This is a genomic window from Halorarum halophilum, from assembly GCF_013401515.1.
In the GTDB taxonomy this organism is placed as follows: Archaea; Halobacteriota; Halobacteria; order Halobacteriales; family Haloferacaceae; genus Halorarum; species Halorarum halophilum.
Window position 1 is genome coordinate 533,294 of the sequence record NZ_CP058529.1, and the last position, 16,973, is coordinate 550,266.

The 16,973-nt window shown below is 69.2% G+C and carries 23 protein-coding genes; 18 read left to right on the forward strand and 5 right to left on the reverse strand.

The genetic code is table 11. The annotated features are described in order from the left end of the window. Positions 1–6: 6 nt before the first annotated feature. The 4 genes from HUG10_RS02735 to HUG10_RS02750 are packed head-to-tail and all read left to right on the forward strand — an operon-like array spanning position 7 to position 2,590. Positions 7–471, forward strand: coding sequence for a 30S ribosomal protein S15 (locus tag HUG10_RS02735; protein WP_179168095.1), 465 nt, complete (start codon positions 7–9; stop codon positions 469–471). Positions 472–478: 7 nt separating this feature from the next. Then, a complete protein-coding gene (locus HUG10_RS02740) occupies positions 479–1,615 on the forward strand; it encodes an exonuclease RecJ (RefSeq protein ID WP_179168096.1) in 1,137 nt (378 codons plus the stop codon). After that, entirely contained in the window at positions 1,612–1,950 is a 339-nt protein-coding gene (locus HUG10_RS02745) for a KEOPS complex subunit Pcc1 (protein ID WP_179168097.1), read from the forward strand. Before HUG10_RS02740 ends, HUG10_RS02745 begins: the two co-directional genes overlap by 4 nt. Beyond that, positions 1,943–2,590, forward strand: coding sequence for a 30S ribosomal protein S3ae (locus HUG10_RS02750; RefSeq protein WP_179168098.1), 648 nt, complete (start codon positions 1,943–1,945; stop codon positions 2,588–2,590). The genes HUG10_RS02745 and HUG10_RS02750 overlap by 8 nt, the downstream gene beginning before the upstream one ends. A gap of 84 nt (positions 2,591–2,674) precedes the next feature. Here the strand turns inward: HUG10_RS02750 and HUG10_RS02755 are convergent, their stop codons facing one another. Together HUG10_RS02755 and HUG10_RS02760 are read right to left on the reverse strand one after the other, a co-directional pair. Further along, positions 2,675–2,845 (reverse strand): hypothetical protein, encoded by a 171-nt coding sequence (locus tag HUG10_RS02755; protein WP_179168099.1) that lies wholly within the window; start codon positions 2,843–2,845, stop codon positions 2,675–2,677. Positions 2,846–3,033: 188 nt separating this feature from the next. Further along, positions 3,034–3,447 carry a plastocyanin/azurin family copper-binding protein gene (locus HUG10_RS02760; protein WP_179168100.1) on the reverse strand — a complete coding sequence of 138 codons (414 nt, stop codon included), beginning with the start codon at positions 3,445–3,447 and terminating at the stop codon, positions 3,034–3,036. A 105-nt stretch (positions 3,448–3,552) separates the two neighbouring features. Between HUG10_RS02760 and HUG10_RS02765 the strand changes: the two genes are divergently transcribed. The 4 genes from HUG10_RS02765 to HUG10_RS02780 all read left to right on the forward strand — a co-directional run bounded on the left by HUG10_RS02765 (position 3,553) and on the right by HUG10_RS02780 (position 6,758). Then, a complete protein-coding gene (locus tag HUG10_RS02765) occupies positions 3,553–4,290 on the forward strand; it encodes a protein sorting system archaetidylserine synthase (protein ID WP_179168101.1) in 738 nt (245 codons plus the stop codon). Between the two features lie 98 nt (positions 4,291–4,388). Beyond that, a complete protein-coding gene (hisD, locus tag HUG10_RS02770; protein ID WP_179168102.1) occupies positions 4,389–5,675 on the forward strand; it encodes a histidinol dehydrogenase in 1,287 nt (428 codons plus the stop codon). A gap of 68 nt (positions 5,676–5,743) precedes the next feature. Continuing rightward, positions 5,744–6,112: a HesB/IscA family protein gene (locus HUG10_RS02775; protein ID WP_179168103.1), complete on the forward strand. Its 369-nt coding sequence runs from the start codon at positions 5,744–5,746 to the stop codon at positions 6,110–6,112. Positions 6,113–6,320: 208 nt separating this feature from the next. Continuing rightward, positions 6,321–6,758 (forward strand): hypothetical protein, encoded by a 438-nt coding sequence (locus HUG10_RS02780; RefSeq protein WP_179168104.1) that lies wholly within the window; start codon positions 6,321–6,323, stop codon positions 6,756–6,758. Positions 6,759–6,853: 95 nt separating this feature from the next. On the opposite strand, the gene HUG10_RS02785 is transcribed toward HUG10_RS02780, so the two are convergent. Then, positions 6,854–7,339, reverse strand: a complete 486-nt coding sequence (locus HUG10_RS02785; RefSeq protein ID WP_179168105.1) for an Lrp/AsnC family transcriptional regulator — start codon at positions 7,337–7,339, stop codon at positions 6,854–6,856. A 188-nt stretch (positions 7,340–7,527) separates the two neighbouring features. On the opposite strand from HUG10_RS02785, the gene HUG10_RS02790 reads away from it, so the two are divergent. The 7 genes from HUG10_RS02790 (at position 7,528) to HUG10_RS02820 (ending at position 12,142) form a co-directional block, all read left to right on the forward strand. After that, positions 7,528–8,457 (forward strand): DMT family transporter, encoded by a 930-nt coding sequence (locus tag HUG10_RS02790; protein WP_179168106.1) that lies wholly within the window; start codon positions 7,528–7,530, stop codon positions 8,455–8,457. Between the two features lie 43 nt (positions 8,458–8,500). Beyond that, positions 8,501–8,743, forward strand: a complete 243-nt coding sequence (locus tag HUG10_RS02795) for a DUF5816 domain-containing protein (RefSeq protein ID WP_179168107.1) — start codon at positions 8,501–8,503, stop codon at positions 8,741–8,743. A 105-nt stretch (positions 8,744–8,848) separates the two neighbouring features. Beyond that, complete coding sequence (locus HUG10_RS02800; RefSeq protein WP_179168108.1) at positions 8,849–9,460, forward strand: mechanosensitive ion channel domain-containing protein; 612 nt, start codon at positions 8,849–8,851, stop codon at positions 9,458–9,460. Between the two features lie 97 nt (positions 9,461–9,557). After that, on the forward strand, positions 9,558–10,496 hold the full coding sequence (locus HUG10_RS02805; protein WP_179168109.1) for a metal-dependent hydrolase: 939 nt from the start codon (positions 9,558–9,560) through the stop codon (positions 10,494–10,496). An 82-nt stretch (positions 10,497–10,578) separates the two neighbouring features. Continuing rightward, the gene (locus tag HUG10_RS02810) at positions 10,579–11,217 is read left to right on the forward strand and encodes a hypothetical protein (RefSeq protein ID WP_179168110.1); all 639 of its coding nucleotides are present in this window, start codon (positions 10,579–10,581) and stop codon (positions 11,215–11,217) included. After that, positions 11,214–11,876: a hypothetical protein gene (locus HUG10_RS02815; protein ID WP_394354981.1), complete on the forward strand. Its 663-nt coding sequence runs from the start codon at positions 11,214–11,216 to the stop codon at positions 11,874–11,876. Before HUG10_RS02810 ends, HUG10_RS02815 begins: the two co-directional genes overlap by 4 nt. 65 nt (positions 11,877–11,941) lie before the next feature. Continuing rightward, positions 11,942–12,142, forward strand: a complete 201-nt coding sequence (locus tag HUG10_RS02820) for a dodecin (RefSeq protein ID WP_179168111.1) — start codon at positions 11,942–11,944, stop codon at positions 12,140–12,142. Positions 12,143–12,177: 35 nt separating this feature from the next. Here the strand turns inward: HUG10_RS02820 and HUG10_RS02825 are convergent, their stop codons facing one another. Next, entirely contained in the window at positions 12,178–13,161 is a 984-nt protein-coding gene (locus HUG10_RS02825; RefSeq protein ID WP_179168112.1) for a mechanosensitive ion channel family protein, read from the reverse strand. A gap of 139 nt (positions 13,162–13,300) precedes the next feature. On the opposite strand from HUG10_RS02825, the gene HUG10_RS02830 reads away from it, so the two are divergent. The 3 genes from HUG10_RS02830 (at position 13,301) to eif1A (ending at position 15,677) form a co-directional block, all read left to right on the forward strand. Beyond that, the gene (locus tag HUG10_RS02830) at positions 13,301–14,056 is read left to right on the forward strand and encodes a proteasome assembly chaperone family protein (RefSeq protein WP_179168113.1); all 756 of its coding nucleotides are present in this window, start codon (positions 13,301–13,303) and stop codon (positions 14,054–14,056) included. A gap of 173 nt (positions 14,057–14,229) precedes the next feature. Continuing rightward, a complete protein-coding gene (gene trmB / locus HUG10_RS02835; RefSeq protein ID WP_179168114.1) occupies positions 14,230–15,267 on the forward strand; it encodes an HTH-type sugar sensing transcriptional regulator TrmB in 1,038 nt (345 codons plus the stop codon). A gap of 125 nt (positions 15,268–15,392) precedes the next feature. Continuing rightward, positions 15,393–15,677 carry a translation initiation factor eIF-1A gene (eif1A, locus tag HUG10_RS02840; protein WP_179168115.1) on the forward strand — a complete coding sequence of 95 codons (285 nt, stop codon included), beginning with the start codon at positions 15,393–15,395 and terminating at the stop codon, positions 15,675–15,677. A gap of 126 nt (positions 15,678–15,803) precedes the next feature. Here eif1A and HUG10_RS02845 read toward each other — a convergent pair whose 3' ends face one another. Next, positions 15,804–16,865 carry a zinc-binding metallopeptidase family protein gene (locus HUG10_RS02845; protein ID WP_179168116.1) on the reverse strand — a complete coding sequence of 354 codons (1,062 nt, stop codon included), beginning with the start codon at positions 16,863–16,865 and terminating at the stop codon, positions 15,804–15,806. Positions 16,866–16,973 lie beyond the last annotated feature (108 nt).

The following is a 16,973-nucleotide window of genomic DNA, read 5'->3' on the forward strand; positions in this document are numbered from 1 at the left end:
TGGAACATGGCACGAATGCACACCCGCCGCCGCGGTTCGTCCGGTTCGGACCACCCGGTGGCAGACGAACCCCCGGAATGGAGCGACGTCGACGCCGAGGACGTCGAGGAACGCGTCGTCGAACTCGCGGAGCAGGGGCACGACCCCAGCCAGATCGGCCTGAAGCTTCGCGACGAGGGCGTGAAGGGCACGCCCGTCCCCGACGTGAAACTGGCGACGGACAAGAAGGTAACCGAGATCCTCGAGGAGAACGACGCGGCGCCGGAGCTCCCCGAGGACCTCCGGAACCTCTTCGAGCGCGCGATCCGCCTCCGTGAGCACATGGAGGAGAACGCGCAGGACGCACAGAACAAGCGCGCGCTCCAGAACACGGAGTCGAAGATCCGCCGCCTGGTGAACTACTACCGTGGCGACGCGCTCGACGAGGACTTCACGTACAGCTACGACGCCGCGAAGCGGCTCCTCGACTAACACCACGATGTCGACCACTCGCGCAGCCGACTCGCCCGCGCCCGACGCGGTAGCGACGGCGCTGCGCGAGGCCGACTTCATCCGACTGTGTCCCCGACCGACGGGCGACGCGCTCGCGGCCGCCGGCCTGCTCGCGTACGCGCTCCGTTCGACGGACACGCCGTTCCAGGTCAGGACGACCCGCGCGGCGACGGCCCCCGAGGGCGACGGAACCGCCTTCGCGCTCGGCTGGGTCGCCCCCGACGCGACGTTCGTCCCGACCGGCGACCGGCCGGTCTCGGTCGTCGCGGCGGAGGTATCGGAGGAACTCGGCGTCGACCCCGACCCCCTCGTGGGGCTCGCCGGGGTCGTCGCCGCCGAATCCGCCCCTGGCGCGGACGGGAGCGGCTCGCTGCTCGAGGCGGCCGAACGCACCGGTGCGGTCGACCGCCGATCGGGCGTGGCCGTCCCGACCGCGGACCCCGCCGAGGGGCTCGCCAACTCGACGCTGCTCCGAGCGCCGTACTCCGACGATGCGGACGCCGCACGCGCGCTGCTCGCCGACCTCGACTACCCAGCGGAGCCGGACGACGACGACCGTCGCCGGTTCGCCTCGGTGGTCGCGCTCGACGCGACCACGGACGGCCCCCAGCGGGCCGCCGAGGCCGTCGGACGCGCGCTCCAGCCGTACGCCACGCCGCGGGGTCCGTTCGCGACCCTCGGCGGGTACGCGGACGTGCTCGGGGCGACCGCGCGGGAGGCGCCCGGCCTGGGCGTCGCGCTCGCACTCGGCAACGACGTCGTCCGTGAGGCGGCGCTCGACGCCTGGCGATCGCACGCCGCGGCCACGCACGGCCTGCTCTCGAACGCGGGGACGGCCCGCTACGACGGCGCGTTCGTCCTCCGCGTCGACGCCGACCCGGAGACGACGACCGCGCTCGCGACTGCCGCACGGCTCGCCCGCGACTTCCTGTCGCCAGAGCCGATGGCGGTCGTCGTCACGGACGGCGCCGCGGCGGCGGCCGGAACGGACGGGACCGACGTGACCAGGACGCTCGAGACCGCGGCCGGGGTCGGCTCGGCCTGCGGCGACGCTCGCGAGGGCGAGGTCCGGTTCGACGGGGAGGCGGACGAGTTCGTCGACGGGCTCAGGGGGGCGCTATGAGCGAGGACGCGCGAACCGCGGCGTTCGAGACGCGGCACGCCGACGCGGCCGCCGCGGCGACCGTCGCGGCCGCCCTAGCGCCGGACAACACCCCCCAGATGCGCACCGACGCGGACGCCGACGTCGTCCACACGCGCATCGAGCGGGACACGACAGGCGGCCTCCACGCGACGGCGGACGACTACCTCGTCAACGTCTCCGTGGCGGACGCGGTCGTCACGAGCGCTCGCGCCACCGGCTCGGACGTCGAGGACGACAGCGGACGTAGCGACACGAACGACACCAGCGGAACGAACGACACTAGCGACACCAGCGATACAAACACACATGAGTGAACGATCAGTCTCACGACAGCGACAGGGGAAGCGGTGGTACACCGTGCTCGCGCCCGAGCAGTTCGACCGGGCGGAGCTCGGCGAGACCATCGCGGAGGAACCGAACCAGGTGGTCGGCCGGACCGTCGAGACGACCCTCGGCGAGCTGACCGACGACCAGAGCCAGAACAATACCAAGCTGAAGTTCAAGATCACGGACGTCGGCTCGGACTCCGCGTACACGGAGTTCGTCGAGCACGAGCTCGCGCGCGACTACCTGCGCTCGCTCGTCCGCCGCGGCGCCTCGAAGGTCGACGCGGTGCTCACGGTCCGCACGACCGACGACTACCGCGTCCGGCTCCAGCCGGTCGCGTTCACGACCAAGAAGGCCGACCGCTCCCAGGAGCAGGCCATCCGCTCGGTGATGACCGACATCGTCCAGGAGGCGGCCAGCGATCGAACCTTCGAGGGGCTCGTCGACTCCGTCGTCGAGGGTCGGCTCTCGTCGGCCATCTACGGCGAAGCGAAGACGATCTACCCGCTTCGCCGCGTCGAGGTCCAGAAGCTCTCGCTCGAGGCGCGACCCGAAGAGGTCGCCGCCGAGGAGGAGACCGCGGTCGACGTCGACGAGGAGGACGTCGCCGTCGAGAGCGACGAGTAGGCTCGACTCGACGATACTACCTTTTCGCGCCTCGGTCGCGGCGTCGGCACCGAAAAGACGGTTGGTCGACGAGCGATGCGACGGCTACACCTTCGCGCGCCGGTTGATCACGGAGAAGTCGTCGGCGCCGCACACGGGACAGTCGTCGGGGCTGGATCCCGGTTCGACCTTGACGATCTCCCCGCACTCGTCACACCGGAACACGTCCTTTCGTTCGGACGTGATCATGCCTTTCACCGTGTCCATGAGGCTCATACTGTTCACCCCACACGTCACACTATCCGTGGGGCGTATTAGCATGTTTCGCCCGTAATGTGGGATTAGAACACGAACGTATGGTTTGATCGAGAATAACGACTGTAGGTGCACTTTTTCGCCACGACTACCTGTCGGTAGCAAGTTCTGAACTAACAACCGGCGAACGGAGCACCGGACCGCTGGGGTCACTCCTCGACGATGATCGTCCCGACCATCCCGCCCTTCTCGTGCGGGATGCAGAAGTAGGAGTACTCGCCAGGGACCTCGAAGGTGTGGCCGAACTGCTGGCCGTTGCTGATCGCTCCGCGACCATCCTTCCACGCCTCGCGGGCGGCCGCCTCGGAGTCGAACCCCCCGGTAGCGAAGAACTCGGCGCCGTCCGGGAGCGTGTCCTCGTAGGCGGTCACCGAGTGGTCGCGCGAGGAGGTGTTCTCCCAGACGACCTCCTCGCCGACGGTCGTCGTGAACTCGTACGGGCGGAACGCCTCGGAGGTCATCCCGACGTCCCAGTCGTCGGCGCCGGCCGAGAGGCCCATACAGCCGGCGGCGGAGAGCACCGCGGCGGATCCGGCGGCGGCGAGGAACCGTCGTCGTCGCATGGTCGCGTGTCGGGGGGCCGCGGATAAATGGCCCCCGGTTCGGGACGGGGGCCCGGATGAGCCCGGATGTAAAGACGTATACCCGGTCTCTCCGAGCGTGGGGGTATGTCGCAGCGGCCGCGGTTCCTCTCACGGCTGGGCGTCGCGGACGTCGTCACGGCCGGGAACGCCGCACTCGGCACGCTGGCCGCGCTGGCGGCGACCTACGACCCCGAGGTCGCCGCGCGTCTCATCCTCCTCGCGGCCGTCGCGGACGGACTCGACGGGGTGCTCGCCCGGAAGTACGGCGGGACGCCGGTCGGCCCCCACCTCGACTCGCTCGCGGACGTGGCGTCCTTCGGCGTCGCGCCCGCGGTGCTCGTCGCCGTCGTGGCCACCGGCCAGTGGACGTGGAGCGCGTCGCCCGCACTGTTCGCCGCGTCCGCGCTGGTTCCGGCGCTGTACGTCGCGATGGCGGTCGTCCGCCTCGGCGTGTACAACGTCGAGGACGAGGGGGAGAAGACGACCCACGGCGTGCAGACGACCCTCGCCGCCACCGTCGTCGCGGCCGGCACCCTCGCCGGCATGGGATCGCCCACGCTCCTCCTCGGCCTCGCGGCGATCCTCGCTCCGCTGATGGTGACGCCGGTCCAGTACCCCGACCTCCACTGGCGCGACGCGCTCGTGATGGGAGTCGTGCAGGCCGGCGCCATCCTCCTGCCCGACAGGCCTGGGGAGGTGTTCGCGTTCGCCCTGCTGTTCCTCGCGCTCGGCTACATGACGCTCGGCCCGCGGTACTACTGGCGCGACGTGAGCGGCGACGGCGGGGCGGAGGACGTCGTCGACGGCGAGGCGGGCGCGTAGTCACTCGCGTGACCCGACTCGGGTTTCATCTCCAAGGCCGTGGCAGGGTCGCTCGCACGACCGGAACGACTTTTCCCCGCCGGGCCGGAGCCGACGACATGATACCGGACTTCGAACCCCGCGCCGTCGCGGAGCTCTCGCCCGACGAGCGCCGGGCGTTCTTCGAGCGCGACGCGGGGGTCTCCGCCGTCCGTGGCGACGTGGCCGACATCGTCGACCGCGTCCGGCAGGAGGGCGACGTTGCCGTCCGCGAGTTCTCCCGGGAGTTCGACGACGTCGAGGTCGCCAACATCGACGTGACGGATCGGGCCGAACGCGCGGCCGAGGACGTCGACGCGGAGGCGATGGCGGCCATCGAGGAGGCCGTCGAGAACGTCCGGGAGTTCCACGAGGCCCAGGTTCCGACGGACTGGACGCGCGAGTTCGCCGACGGCAGGGAACTCGGCCGACGGTTCCGGCCGATCGACCGGGTCGGCGTCTACGTCCCCGGCGGCGCCGCGGCGTACCCATCCTCCGCCATCATGGGCGTCGTCCCGGCGAAGGTGGCGGGAGTCGAGCACGTCGCCGTCGCGACACCACCCGCGGACGACCTGAACCCCGTCACACTCGCGGCGATCCACGAGGCCGGCGCGGACGCCGTCTACTCTGTCGGCGGCGCCCAGGGGGTCGCGGCGCTCGCGTACGGAACCGAGACCGTGAAGAGCGTCCGGAAAGTCGTCGGCCCGGGGAACAGGTGGGTCACCGCCGCCAAGGCCGAGGTTCGCGGCGACGTGGAGATCGACTTCCTCGCCGGTCCCTCGGAGGTCCTGGTGCTCGCGGACGACACCGCAGAGCCAGGCTACGTCGCCGCGGACCTGCTCGCCCAGGCGGAACACGACTCGGACGCGAGCGTCGTCGCCGTCACCGACGACGAGTCGACTGCGGAGGCCATCGCGGAAGCAGTCGCCGAGCAATTCAACGCGCGCGAGCGGGCTGACACCATCGAGGCAGCGCTGGGGAACGACGCCTCCGGCGTGCTGCTCGCCCGGTCGATGTCCGAGGCTGTGCTGTTCGCCGAGGAGTACGCCCCCGAGCACCTCTCGATACAGGCCGAGGGCGACGAGGCGCTCCTCGACAGGGTCACGAACGTCGGGTCGGCGTTCCTCGGTCCCTACACCCCGGTCGCGGCCGGCGACTACGCCTCGGGGACGAACCACGTCCTCCCGACGAACGGGGGCGCGAAGGCGTTCGGCGGGCTCTCCGTCGACACGTTCCTCCGGTCCTCGACGGTCCAGCGGCTCTCCGCCGACGCCCTCGGGGACCTCTCGGGAACGGTGACGACGCTCGCGGAGGCCGAGGGGCTGGAGGGCCACGCCGCGAGCGTCCGCGAGCGAACCGAGGACTGAGCGCCACGTGCGGGCCGACGGTCGAACTCGTCGTCACAGTTAACCCTCTCCGTGCGATACCTTCTCGCATGAGCACGGACGCGTCCGACGGCGAGGCCGCCGGCCCACCGGTCAACGTGACGGCCAAAGCGGCGGCGGAGGCGCTCTCGCTGCTGGAGGGCGAGGGGATGGACACCGACGTGAGCGGGCTTCGGCTGTTCGTCCAGCAGGGCGGCTGTGCGGGCCTCTCCTACGGCATGCGCTTCGACGACGAACCCGAGGAGGACGACCGCGTGACCGAACAGCACGGGCTCCGCATCTTCATCGACCCGTCGTCGCTGAACTACATCGGCGGCGCCGAACTCGACTACGAGTCCGGCCTCCAGGCCGCGGGCTTCCACGTCGAGAACCCGAACGTCGAGAGCGAGTGCGGCTGCGGCGAGTCGTTCCGGACGTAGTCGACACCAGGTTTCCGACGTTTCGTTCCGTTGTTCGACCAGACCGATCGAGAGGGGTCCCCTTGCGGGATCTGTTCGGAACTCTTGCCGGGCCTGTCCGGTAGACCTGTACCGGCTGTCATCGGGAACTGACGGGGCGCGTGGATAAAATTCTCCTCGCACATGTCGGTGAAGAACGTTTATCTGGCCGTGTCGAATCCGACCATTCGTGAAGGTACACCATCGCCGCTGGCTCGTCGTGGTCCTCCTGGGAGTGCTCGTCGGGGCGTTCTCCGCCGGTCGCCAGTTCTTCCCGGTCCTCCTCGACCGTGAACCGCAGCTGACCGGGCTCGTCATGGCGGGGGCGACCCTCGCCTCGTTCCTGCTGTCACCCGTCGGGATGTTCCTCGCCGGGTACTGGATCGGAACCGACGTCGACGTCTCCGCCGACTGGTTGCGTCTCATCCTCACCATAGGATCGCTCGGAGCCCTGGGGGTGTTCGTCAGCTACCTCGTCGTCATCGTCTCACTCGACGCCGATTCGGTGGTCGGTCTCGAACGACTGGACTTCGTCTTGTACGCGGTCTACTACGCGATCGTCCGTTTCACGGGTTTCGGCGTCACCGGGTTCGCCGGGGCCGCCGTCGCGGAGTTCCGGGGCCGGTGAGTTCGGTGGTAGAACAGCAGTGTCGGATCGGGCACGGGGCTACGGGGGCAGGTTCCGCGTCGGTTCCTCCGTCTAGTTGACGGGGGCGGTTCGGCTCACTCGTTGACGAGTTCGTCCACGAGCGTCTCCAGGCTGTAGCTCTGGAGCGCCGAGTTGGCGTCCGCGACCGTCGAGACGACGAACGTCGAGTTCGTCCGGTCGACCTCGTCGAGCCGTTCGAAGTCGGTGATGAGCCGCTCGACCATCTCGCGGCCGGAGAGGTGCGCGATGACCATGAAGTCGGTCTCGCCCATTGTGAAGTACACCTGCGTCACGCCCTCGACGTCCGCCAGTTTCTCCCCGACGTCGTGGTGGGTGCCCGAGTAGTCGGTCAGCACCTCCAGCACGACGGTCACCCCGAGTCCCACCGCCTCCAGGTCGACGTCGTACAGGTCGTTCTCGACGACGCCCTCGTCCCTGAGGTTGTTGAGTCGGTAGTGGATCGTCGAGACGGGGATCCCGGTCTCCTCGTGGAGTCGTTCGGGGCTCCCGGTCTCCAGGTCCGCGATGGCCTTCAGGATGGTGACGTCGCGCTCGTCCATTCGTTTCCCGAGAGACTCGGTGCCGCGGGCAAATAGTCACCGGCTCGTTCGGTTGGAGTCCTCTCCAATGGAACCGCTACCTAATGAGATAATAATCGTGTAGAATGCCGATTTCGGGGCGTGTTACTCAGTTCCAACGCCATTCTTTGTAGAAGGGTTTAAAGATACGGGCCACATTCGAATCTCCTATGAACTGGAACTTCCGCGCCGTCCACCCGGCGGCGCTCTTCGCGCTGCTGGCGGCCCTCTGGGGCGGCTCGTTCGTCTGGATCGAGGTGGGCCTGGACTACTTCCCGCCGCTGTCGTTCGCCGCGCTCCGCTACGACGTGGCCGGATTGCTCGTCATCGCGTACGCGTACGCGACCGTCGACCGGTGGCGGCCCCGCGGCGAGGAGTGGCTCCCGGTCGCGGTGACTGCGATCTTCGTCATCGCCGCGTACCACGGCCTGCTGTTCCTCGGCATCGAGCACGTCAGCGGCGCGGTCGCGGCGGTACTCATCGGACTCGCGCCCGTGTTGACCGCGGGCTTCGCGGCCGCGCTCCACCGGGGCGAGGGGCTCGACGGACCCCGAGTCGGCGGGATCCTGCTCGGCTTCCTCGGCGTCGCGGTCGTCGCGGGTATCGGTCCGGCCGGGTTCGCGGGCAGCGACGCGGGCGGGGTCGTCCTCGTGCTCGCGGGGGCCGCCGCGTTCGCGCTGGGAACCGTCCTCGCGCCCGAGGACGGGGCGCTTCCCCTCCGGACCGTCGAGGGCTGGGCGATGCTCGGCGGGGCAGGGTTGCTTCACGTCTGGGCCGCCGCACGCGGCGAATCGCTGGGCGAGGTCGCGTGGACGCCGGAGGCGCTCGCGGCGTTCGTCTACCTCGCGGTGCTCGCCGGCGCGGTCGCCTTCCTGGTGTACTTCCACCTGCTCTCGGCGATCGGGCCGACGGAGTTGAACCTCGTCGGCTACGTCGAACCGCTCGTCGCCGCCGGCGTCTCGTGGGCCGTGCTCGGCCAGGTGGTGGGTCCGCGCACGATGGCCGGGTTCGCCTGTATCCTCGCCGGCTTCGCGCTCGTGAAACACGCCGAACTCCGTCGGCTGGTCGGCGACGTCGGTACCCTCGCACGCGGCGCCTGAGCCGCCCCGGAACGGTTTTCCGCGACGCCCGGGTATCTCGGCCGTGAACCTCGAAGTCGTCGAGACGCCCGCCGGCGAGCTGTACGTCGACCGCGCGGACGGCGAGCGCGGCGCCGAAGCGCCGTTCTACCACGTGTACGCCGACCCCGACGGGGAAACCCGCTGGGGGTACTTCTGCGGGAACTGCGAGACTGTGAACAACGCGATGGACGCGATGGGACGGATCGAGTGCAACGAGTGCGGCAACATCCGGAAGCCCGAGGAGTGGGACGCGGCCCACGAGTAGGCGGGGGGACTCGGACCACGAGCGGACGGCCGGCGGTGGGGGTTCTCCAACCGGCGTCACGTCCGAGCCACCGGTGTTAACTCACAGCCGTGAGCAGGGGCCGTCATGCTCCTGCAGTCTGCAACGAGTCTGACGCGCAGCGCGCTGGTACAGTTCGTCGGTGACGTGCAGTCCGCGCTCCCGCAGGTGATCGCCGGAGCCGTCTTTCTCGTCGTCGCGATTGTGTTCGTCAAACTGCTGATGACGATCGTCCGGGCCGTGCTCGACAGGTCGTTCCCTGGCGAATCGCCGGTCTACCGGCAGTTCCTGGCGACGATCGTCGCCATCTTCCTCTGGTTCGGCGTCGGGCTCTCCTTCCTCTCGGTCGTCGGCCTCGACGGGATCGCCCAGTCGCTCGGCACGGCGGCCGGCTTCGTGGCCCTCGGCGTCTCCTACGCGACCTCCAGCATGATCGCCGACGCGGTAGCCGGCGTCTACCTCCTCCGGGACCCGGACTTCAACCCCGGCGATCGGGTCGACATCGACGGGACCGTCGGCGAGGTCCGGTCGATCGAACTCCGGAAGACCCGACTTACGGTCGAGGGCGATACGGTCGTCCGCGGGAACTCGGAGATCGAGCAGAAGTGGACGAAACTGAACGACGTGGACGTGCGGGACGCGACGTCCGACCCGACTCGACCCGAGGGCTCCCAGGGACACGGCGCGTCCGGGAAGTGAGAGTGCGAGTAGGTGGATGAGAGGGTGGACAGTCGGGTGATACTCAGACACACGATGTCCCACGAGGCTTATCTCTCCACGCTGCGAAGCCCGGCGTATGTTCGTGGGTCACGCCCTCCTCGCGTTCGCCCTCGTCGGCGCTCTCGCCGCCAGGGTGACCGATCCCCGGAGGGCCCTCGCGTACGGCGCCGTCGCGGCGGCGTTCGCCGCCGTGCCCGACGTCGACATCGGCTACGCGGTCGTGGGGCTGGGGGGCGCGCTCGGCGCCGGTCCGCTCGAACTCGCCTCGGCGTTCTGGGAGACCGGTAACGTCGTCCACCGCGCGGTGACACACTCGCTCGTCGTCGCCCCGGTGGCCGCGCTCGCCGCGGCGGCGTGGGTGGACGGTCGACGGCTCGCGCGGACGCTGGCGATCGTGCTCGCGGTACTGCTCGTCGCGGTCGCCACGGTCGCGACCGGCGCACTCGCCGGGGTCGTCACGTTCGCGTTCGCGGCGGCCTGTCTCGCGCTCGCGTCGGTCGTCGTCCGTCGGACCGACCTCGATCCGCGGGCGACGTTCTGTCTGGCCCTGGTCGGCCTCGCCACCCACCCGTTCGGCGACATGTTCACGGGTGAGCCGCCGGCGCTGTTCTACCCGCTCGCGTCGGTCCCCCTCGAGACCGTCTCGCTGCACCCGGATCCGACCCTCCACCTGCTCGCGGCGTTCGGTATCGAACTCGCGACGGTGTGGGCCGCGCTGCTGGTCTGGACCGGCCTCCGCGAGGGACGACGGCTCCCCCGCGTCGACGCCCGCGCGGCGACCGGTGCGGCCTACGCCGCGACCGCGTTCGTCATCCCGGCGCCGACGCTCGACGTCTCGTACCCGTTCGTGTTCAGCGTCCTCGCCGTCGGCCTGGTCGGCGTCGCGCCACGCGTCCGGTTCCGGTCGCGGACGTTCTCCCGACCCGGCCCCGAACGGGCGGTCTACACGGGGCTGACCGCGGTGACGGTCGCGGCCCTGGCGTACGCGGCGGCGTACGTGTCGCTGTTCGGGTAGTCCCCCGCGGCCGACGTCGGCAGCCGTCGTCGCGGACCTCCCGACGGAACCCCTTTTGTCATCCGGGTCACAACCGGATGCCATGCAACGAAGCGGGCTCCGCAACGTGGTCGAGGACCGCCGGCTCAACGCGGGCATGGGCTGGTTCGTCGTCATCTTCATGGCGGCCGTGGCCCTGGGCGAACTCCTCGGCGGCGAACCGGTGTGGGGCGTGTTCGTCCTGCTCGTCGTCGCCCTGGCGGTCGTCCCGCCGCTGGCGTTCCGTGATTCGACCGCGATGCTCCCCTGGGAGGTGCTACTGCTGGTCGCGCTACCCGCGATCGGCCGGGCGTTGGTCGCCGGCGAGACGGTCGCGGGCGTCTCCTTCACCGGGCGAGTGACGACGTACCTCGCGGTGGCGACGGTCGCGCTCATCGTCGCAGTGGAGATGGACGTGTTCACGCCCGTCCGGATGAGCCACAGTTTCGCGGTGTTCTTCGTCACCATCGCGACGATGGCCGCGGCCGGCCTCTGGGCGGTGCTCCAGTACGCCTCGGACCTGCTCCTCGGGACGGGGTTCCTGCTCCGGGGACGGCCCGAGGAGGTCGTCGAGCGGGCGCTCATGCTGGATTTCATCGCCGCGACCCTCGCAGGTCTCGCCGCGGGGCTGCTGTTCGAGTACTACTTCAGGCGCCGATCGAACGCCGACGTCCGCGTCCCCGTGGAGGTGCCGGAGCCGTGAACGTTCGCGACCGACTCGGCATCTCGGACGATACCCAGCGCCTGATAACGCGGCTCATGCAGCTCACGCTCGTGGGCCTGCTGTTCGTCGGGTTGGACCGGGGGGACACCGGCATCATGGTGAACGCGAGCGTCGGCCTCCTCGTGTCCTACCTCCCCGCGGTGCTCGAGCGGGAGTACGACCTCCCCATGGACGCCGGACTGACGCTCTGGATCACCTCGGCGGTGTTCCTCCACGCGATCGGTACCGTCGGCCTGCCGGGCGCCACGGGGAACTTCTACAACAACGTCTGGTGGTGGGACCACATGACCCACGCGCTCTCCTCGTCCGTCGTCGCCGCCACCGGCTACACCGTCACGCGGGCGATCGACAGGCACTCCGAGGCGGTGTACCTCCCCGACCGGTTCATGTTTGTGTTCATCCTCCTGTTCGTCCTCGCGTTCGGCGTGTTCTGGGAGGTCATCGAGTTCGCCATCGCCGAGACCGCCCATGCGCTCGGGACCGCTTCGGTGCTCACCCAGTACGGGCTGGAGGACACGCTGCTGGACCTCGTGTTCGACACCATCGGGGGGATAATCGTGGCCATCTGGGGGACGGCACACCTCACCGACCTCACCGGTGCGATCACGGATAGACTCGACGGGCGACGGTCGAGGTAGCGGGACGCGTCGGGGGCGCGTTCCGCCACCCGTTTTTTCCCGGTTGCGAGCGTACCGTCGACGCGATGGTGTTCAAGAAGATCACACTCATCGGGCAGAGCACGGAGAGTTTCGACGCGGCGGCCGACGACGCGATAGACCGCGCGGAGGAGACGCTCGACAACGTCCACTGGATCACGGTCGAGGAGTTCGGCGTCGAGGTCGCGTCGGTCGAGGGACGGGAGTACCAGGCCGAGGTCGAGGTGGCCTTCGAACTCGAGGACTAGCTCCTCGGGGCGCCGTTCTTCCAACCGGCGGCGCGTCAGTCCCGACGCGCGGGGCTGGAGGGAGCGTCGACGCCGCGTCCCTCGCCGACGTTGACCTCCGCGGTGCCGCTGGTATCGTCGAATACGAGGTGCTGGTGCGGGTACGGGATCGTCACGTCGACGTCCTCCTCGTTCAGCAGGCGCCAGACCTCGGTCTGGACCTTCGAGCGAACGGTGAGCAGCTTGTACGGCCGGTGCGCCCAGTAGCGGAGCCTGAGGTAGACGCCGTGATCGCCGAACTGGTCGATGTAACAGGTCGGTTTCGCGGGGTACCTGGCGGTACCGATGCGGATGTCCGGCCCGCCCTCGACGACGTCCTCGCAGTCCGAGGCGGCCCGTTCGATGAGCGACCGCGCCTTCGCCACGTCCGACTCGTAGCTGACGGCGACGTCGATGGAGAGGCGGGTGCGCTCGTCCTCCGCCGAGTAGTTCTTCACCATGTCGTCCCGGATGACCGAGTTCGGGATGACCGCGAACGTGTTGTCCATGGTCAGGATCTTCGTGAACCGGAGGGTGATGTCGTCGACGAACCCCGTGGTGCCGTCCGTGAGTTCGATCATGTCGCCGATCTCGTACGGCTGGTCCGCCAGCACGAACACCCCGTTGATGATCGACCCCACGATGGGCGCGAGGATGATACCGACCACCGCGGAGAACACACCGACCGACAGGACGATGTTGCCGAGTTCGATGCCGGCCGCACCGAGTCCGGTGAACGCGAACAGGAGGATGATCCCGAGACGGGTGGCGCGGAGCATCGTCTGGGCCACGCTCTGTCTGACGAACCGGCGGGCGATCGGCCTGCCGAGCAGGCGGACGACGTACTTCGAGAAAATCGCACCGAGGGCCACGAACAGGAGGAAGATGGCGGCGGGGGCGCCCGGGAACGCGAGGACCTCGTTGTAGAAGGCGTTCAACGATCCCTCCGTGATCCCCAACGCCTCGGGAATGCCAGTGGGCGTTTCGGTCCCCGTTTGCATACGACCGGCGAGGATGCCGCCGCGAAAAAGCGTTGCCTTCGGCAGGTGGACTGCACACCCCACCGCCCGCCGATCGTGCGTCCGGTGGAACTGCCCCCCTCCCGGTACCACTAACCCCGAGCCGGTCGTACCTATCCCCATGCCCGACACGCGCACGGACGGCGGCCCGTCGTTCCACGTCGATAGCACGTCGAAGCCGTCGAGTACCGTTCTGGCCGGGTTCTCCGGGTTCGGCCTGGCGGGCCTGACGGCCGTGGACTACCTGGTCGACCACCTCGAACTCGAACAGACGGGTCACATCCGCGCCGAGGGGCTACCGACCATCACCCCGTTCGAGGCGGGCCGCCCCCGGTACCCGACCCGGCTCTACTCGCGTCCCGACCTGGACGTGACCGTGCTCGTCGGGGAGCTGTTCGTCCCCGTCTCCATGGCCGATCCGTTCTCGAACGCGATCCTCCAGTGGACCGGGAAGAGCGACGTCACCGAGGTCGGCGTGCTGTCGGGCATCCCGTTCGCCCACGGCCCGGACGACCACCGGGCGTTCTACGTCGCCAGCGACGACTACGCCGCGAGGCACTTCGAGGGCGATGACGCGTCCCCCGTCCCCCCGATGGGGAACGGCTTCCTCGACGGGACGAACGCGGCACTGATGGCACGGGCCATGGAGTCCGACCTCGCCGTCGGCGTGTACGTCACGCCGGTCCACGCCGAGGTCCCGGATGTCGACGCGACCATCCGGCTCCTCGAGGCCGTCGAGGCGGTGTACGAACTCGGTATCGACACGGCGCCGCTGGAGGCGTTCGCGGAGCAGGTCCACCAGCACTACCAGAGCCTCGCCGAGCGCCTCGAGGCCGCCGCCGAAGAGGAACAACCGCTCGACCGGATGTACATGTGAGGCAGGCGCGGATGCGGCAGTGCCGACCGGAACCGGCACCCGCGACGATACTCGGCCGACGGGGATTCGAACCCGGGCGAAAGTGATTTATGGCAGTCATGTGACTTCGTTCCGGACTCCGGTTGTACTCGCGAGGTAGTAAATCACATATACCCTCGGCCGGAGGTGACGGTATGGCCGACGACCTGCGCTCGACGATGGAGCGCGTGGGAGAGCGATTCAACCTCGGCGAGTACGAGATCGACGCGTACCTCGCGGTGCTCGAGCGGGGCGAACTGACGGCGAGCGAGATCGCCAGCGAGACCGACATCCCGCAGCCGAGGGTGTACGACACCGTCCGGAGCCTCTCCGACCGCGGACTCGTGGAGCTCCGCGAGTCGCGACCGATGAAGATCGTGGCGGTCGACCCCGGCGAGGCGTTCGGCGACATCCGCTCGTCGCTCGCCGAGATGGTCGACGAACTGGAGGCCCGGTACACCGCGCCGACCCGCGACACGGAGGCAGTCTCGCTCGTGAAGTCGCGCTCGACGATCCTCCGGTACCTGGAGGAGGTCATCGAGCAGGCCGAGTACGAACTCACCATCTCGCTCACGCCCGACCTGCTCCGTCGCTTCCGCGAGACGCTCTCGGACCGGGTCTCGGAGGGGATCGCGATCGAACTGCTCGTGACACCAGCCTCGCGCGCGCCGTCGCCCGCCGAGTTCGACTACGAGGCGGTGGCGACGGAGGTCCGCGGCCGTCGCGGCATCACCACGCCCGTCATCGCAGTCGCCGACGGGGAGTACTCGGTGTACGCGACCCAGGACGCGCTGCGCGACGACCGCGACCGCTACGGCGTCATCTTCAACCGCTCCGCGCTGGGCTTCCTGGTCTCGGGGTTCTTCGGGACGGTGCTGTGGAGCACCGCCGAGAGTATCGCGGTCGACGGCCAGGGACGGCCGTTCCCTCGGACGTACGCCTCCATCCGTCGGGCCGTGAAGGACGTCCACGAACTCGACGGGGACTTCCGCGCGGTCATCACGGGGCGCAACGTGGAGACGGGCAACGAGGTCCGCGTCGAGGGGCCGGTCGTCGAGTACGAGTTCGACCCCTCCGAGCAGGTCGCCTCCATCTCGGTGGAGGACCCCGAGGGGGGCCGGGTCAGCATCGGCGGACTCGTCGCCGCCTTCGAGGACATCGAGGGTCAGGAGATCCGTCTCGACCGGGGCTGAGCCCGTCTCCGAACGTTTTTGCGACCGAACGGCACATCACTTGGACCCGTCGCCTCACGCCACACCCTGTCATACGCTAACGGGCCTCTCCAATGACTTATCCGTGTAACGTACGAAATAGGACCGTGAGTGAAGAACGCGGGCGGCGGAATCTCCGCATGCCCAACAGCGATCAGGTGTTCGCCGTCGTGACCGAACACCTCGGGGGGAACCACGTCCGGCTCCGGTGTGCGGACGGCGAGGAGCGGATGGGGCGGATCCCCGGCCGAATGAAGTACCGCACGTGGATCAACGAGGGAGACGTCGTCATCGCGGAGCCGTGGGACTGGCAGGACGAGAAGGCCAACATCGAGTGGCGCTACACGAGCGAGGACGCCCAGCAGCTCCGCGAAGAAGGCCACATCGACTGACGCTGATTTCGGCCGGCGGAACCGACGCGACTCCCGAGTGATCCTCCCCAGATAGCCGCGGCTCCGAGTCGATTTTCGAGGCAGAATCGCACTACGTAGCGGGACAACCCCCTCCGAGAGCGTCGACTACACCTCGACGACGAACGGTGCGAACTCGCCGGCGCGACCGGCCATCGCCCCGAGGAGGTCCGCCACGGCGACGAGGTCCTCGGTGTCGATCACCTCGACCGGCGTGTGCATGTACCGGTTCGGCAGGCCGACGTTGAGCGACGGGACGCCGCCGCGGCTGGTGAACACCGCGTCGGCGTCGGTGCCGGTGCGCCCGCCCGCCGCCTGTAACTGCACCTCGATGCCCTCGGCGGCGGCGCTCTCCCGGGCGAGCTCGACGACGCGCGGGTGGTTCGCGCTGCCGCGACCGACGACGGGGCCGTCCCCGAGGGTGACTGGTCCGGTGTTCTTCTTGGCAACGTCGGGGTTGTCGGTCGCGTGGGTCACGTCGACGGCGACGTAGGCGTCCGGCGCGAGGTCGAACCCGACCATCTTCGCGCCGTTCAGGCCGACCTCCTCCTGCACCGTCGAGACGGCGTACACGGTGGCGTCGACGTCGGCCTCGACGGCGCGGCGGAGCCCCTCCGCCGCCGCCCACGTCCCGACGCGGTTGTCCATCCCGCGGGCGCTCACCCGCGTTCCGTGGAGGTCGAACACGGTGGTCGAGAACGTGACGGGGTCCCCGACCTCGACCAGTTCGCGTGCCTCCTCGGCGCTTTCCGCGCCCACGTCGACGAACTGCTCCCGCACGTCCTCGAACGTGTCCTCGTCCTCCTCGCGGAGGTGGATGGCCGTCTGCCCGATCACGCCCTGGACGGGCTCGTCGGCGTGGACCGTGACGTGCTGGCCTTTGGAGACTGTCCGGTCGGAACCGCCGACGCGGTCGAGTCTGAGGAACCCGTCCTCTAGTACGTCCCGGACGATGAACCCGATCTCGTCGGCGTGGCCGCCGAAGGCGATGGACGGCCCGTCGCCGCTCCCATCGTGGACCCCGACCGCGTTGCCGTACGCGTCGGTCCGCACGTCGTCGGCGAACTCCCGGACGTACTCGGTCCAGACTCGCTGGCCCGCGGTCTCGAATCCCGAGGGGGAGGGCGTCTCGAGGAGCGATTCGAGGAACGCTCGTCGGTCGTCGTTCATGGGGATTGGTCGACCGGCGGCGGCATGAAGCCGGCGAAACCCGGGGCTATCGATCGACTCCGCTACTGGTGAGTTGCTACTCTCGCCGGGGATTCGTTACTCGGTCAC

Coding starts and splice junctions, on each gene's coding strand:
- HUG10_RS02735 (WP_179168095.1), top strand. CDS start 7: ATGGCACGAATGCACACCCGCCGCCGCGGTTCGTCCGGTTCGGACCAC.
- HUG10_RS02740 (WP_179168096.1), top strand. CDS start 479: ATGTCGACCACTCGCGCAGCCGACTCGCCCGCGCCCGACGCGGTAGCG.
- HUG10_RS02745 (WP_179168097.1), top strand. CDS start 1,612: ATGAGCGAGGACGCGCGAACCGCGGCGTTCGAGACGCGGCACGCCGAC.
- HUG10_RS02750 (WP_179168098.1), top strand. CDS start 1,943: ATGAGTGAACGATCAGTCTCACGACAGCGACAGGGGAAGCGGTGGTAC.
- HUG10_RS02755 (WP_179168099.1), bottom strand. CDS start 2,845: ATGAGCCTCATGGACACGGTGAAAGGCATGATCACGTCCGAACGAAAG.
- HUG10_RS02760 (WP_179168100.1), bottom strand. CDS start 3,447: ATGCGACGACGACGGTTCCTCGCCGCCGCCGGATCCGCCGCGGTGCTC.
- HUG10_RS02765 (WP_179168101.1), top strand. CDS start 3,553: ATGTCGCAGCGGCCGCGGTTCCTCTCACGGCTGGGCGTCGCGGACGTC.
- hisD (WP_179168102.1), top strand. CDS start 4,389: ATGATACCGGACTTCGAACCCCGCGCCGTCGCGGAGCTCTCGCCCGAC.
- HUG10_RS02775 (WP_179168103.1), top strand. CDS start 5,744: ATGAGCACGGACGCGTCCGACGGCGAGGCCGCCGGCCCACCGGTCAAC.
- HUG10_RS02785 (WP_179168105.1), bottom strand. CDS start 7,339: ATGGACGAGCGCGACGTCACCATCCTGAAGGCCATCGCGGACCTGGAG.
- HUG10_RS02790 (WP_179168106.1), top strand. CDS start 7,528: ATGAACTGGAACTTCCGCGCCGTCCACCCGGCGGCGCTCTTCGCGCTG.
- HUG10_RS02800 (WP_179168108.1), top strand. CDS start 8,849: ATGCTCCTGCAGTCTGCAACGAGTCTGACGCGCAGCGCGCTGGTACAG.
- HUG10_RS02805 (WP_179168109.1), top strand. CDS start 9,558: ATGTTCGTGGGTCACGCCCTCCTCGCGTTCGCCCTCGTCGGCGCTCTC.
- HUG10_RS02810 (WP_179168110.1), top strand. CDS start 10,579: ATGCAACGAAGCGGGCTCCGCAACGTGGTCGAGGACCGCCGGCTCAAC.
- HUG10_RS02820 (WP_179168111.1), top strand. CDS start 11,942: ATGGTGTTCAAGAAGATCACACTCATCGGGCAGAGCACGGAGAGTTTC.
- HUG10_RS02825 (WP_179168112.1), bottom strand. CDS start 13,161: ATGCAAACGGGGACCGAAACGCCCACTGGCATTCCCGAGGCGTTGGGG.
- HUG10_RS02830 (WP_179168113.1), top strand. CDS start 13,301: ATGCCCGACACGCGCACGGACGGCGGCCCGTCGTTCCACGTCGATAGC.
- trmB (WP_179168114.1), top strand. CDS start 14,230: ATGGCCGACGACCTGCGCTCGACGATGGAGCGCGTGGGAGAGCGATTC.
- HUG10_RS02845 (WP_179168116.1), bottom strand. CDS start 16,865: ATGAACGACGACCGACGAGCGTTCCTCGAATCGCTCCTCGAGACGCCC.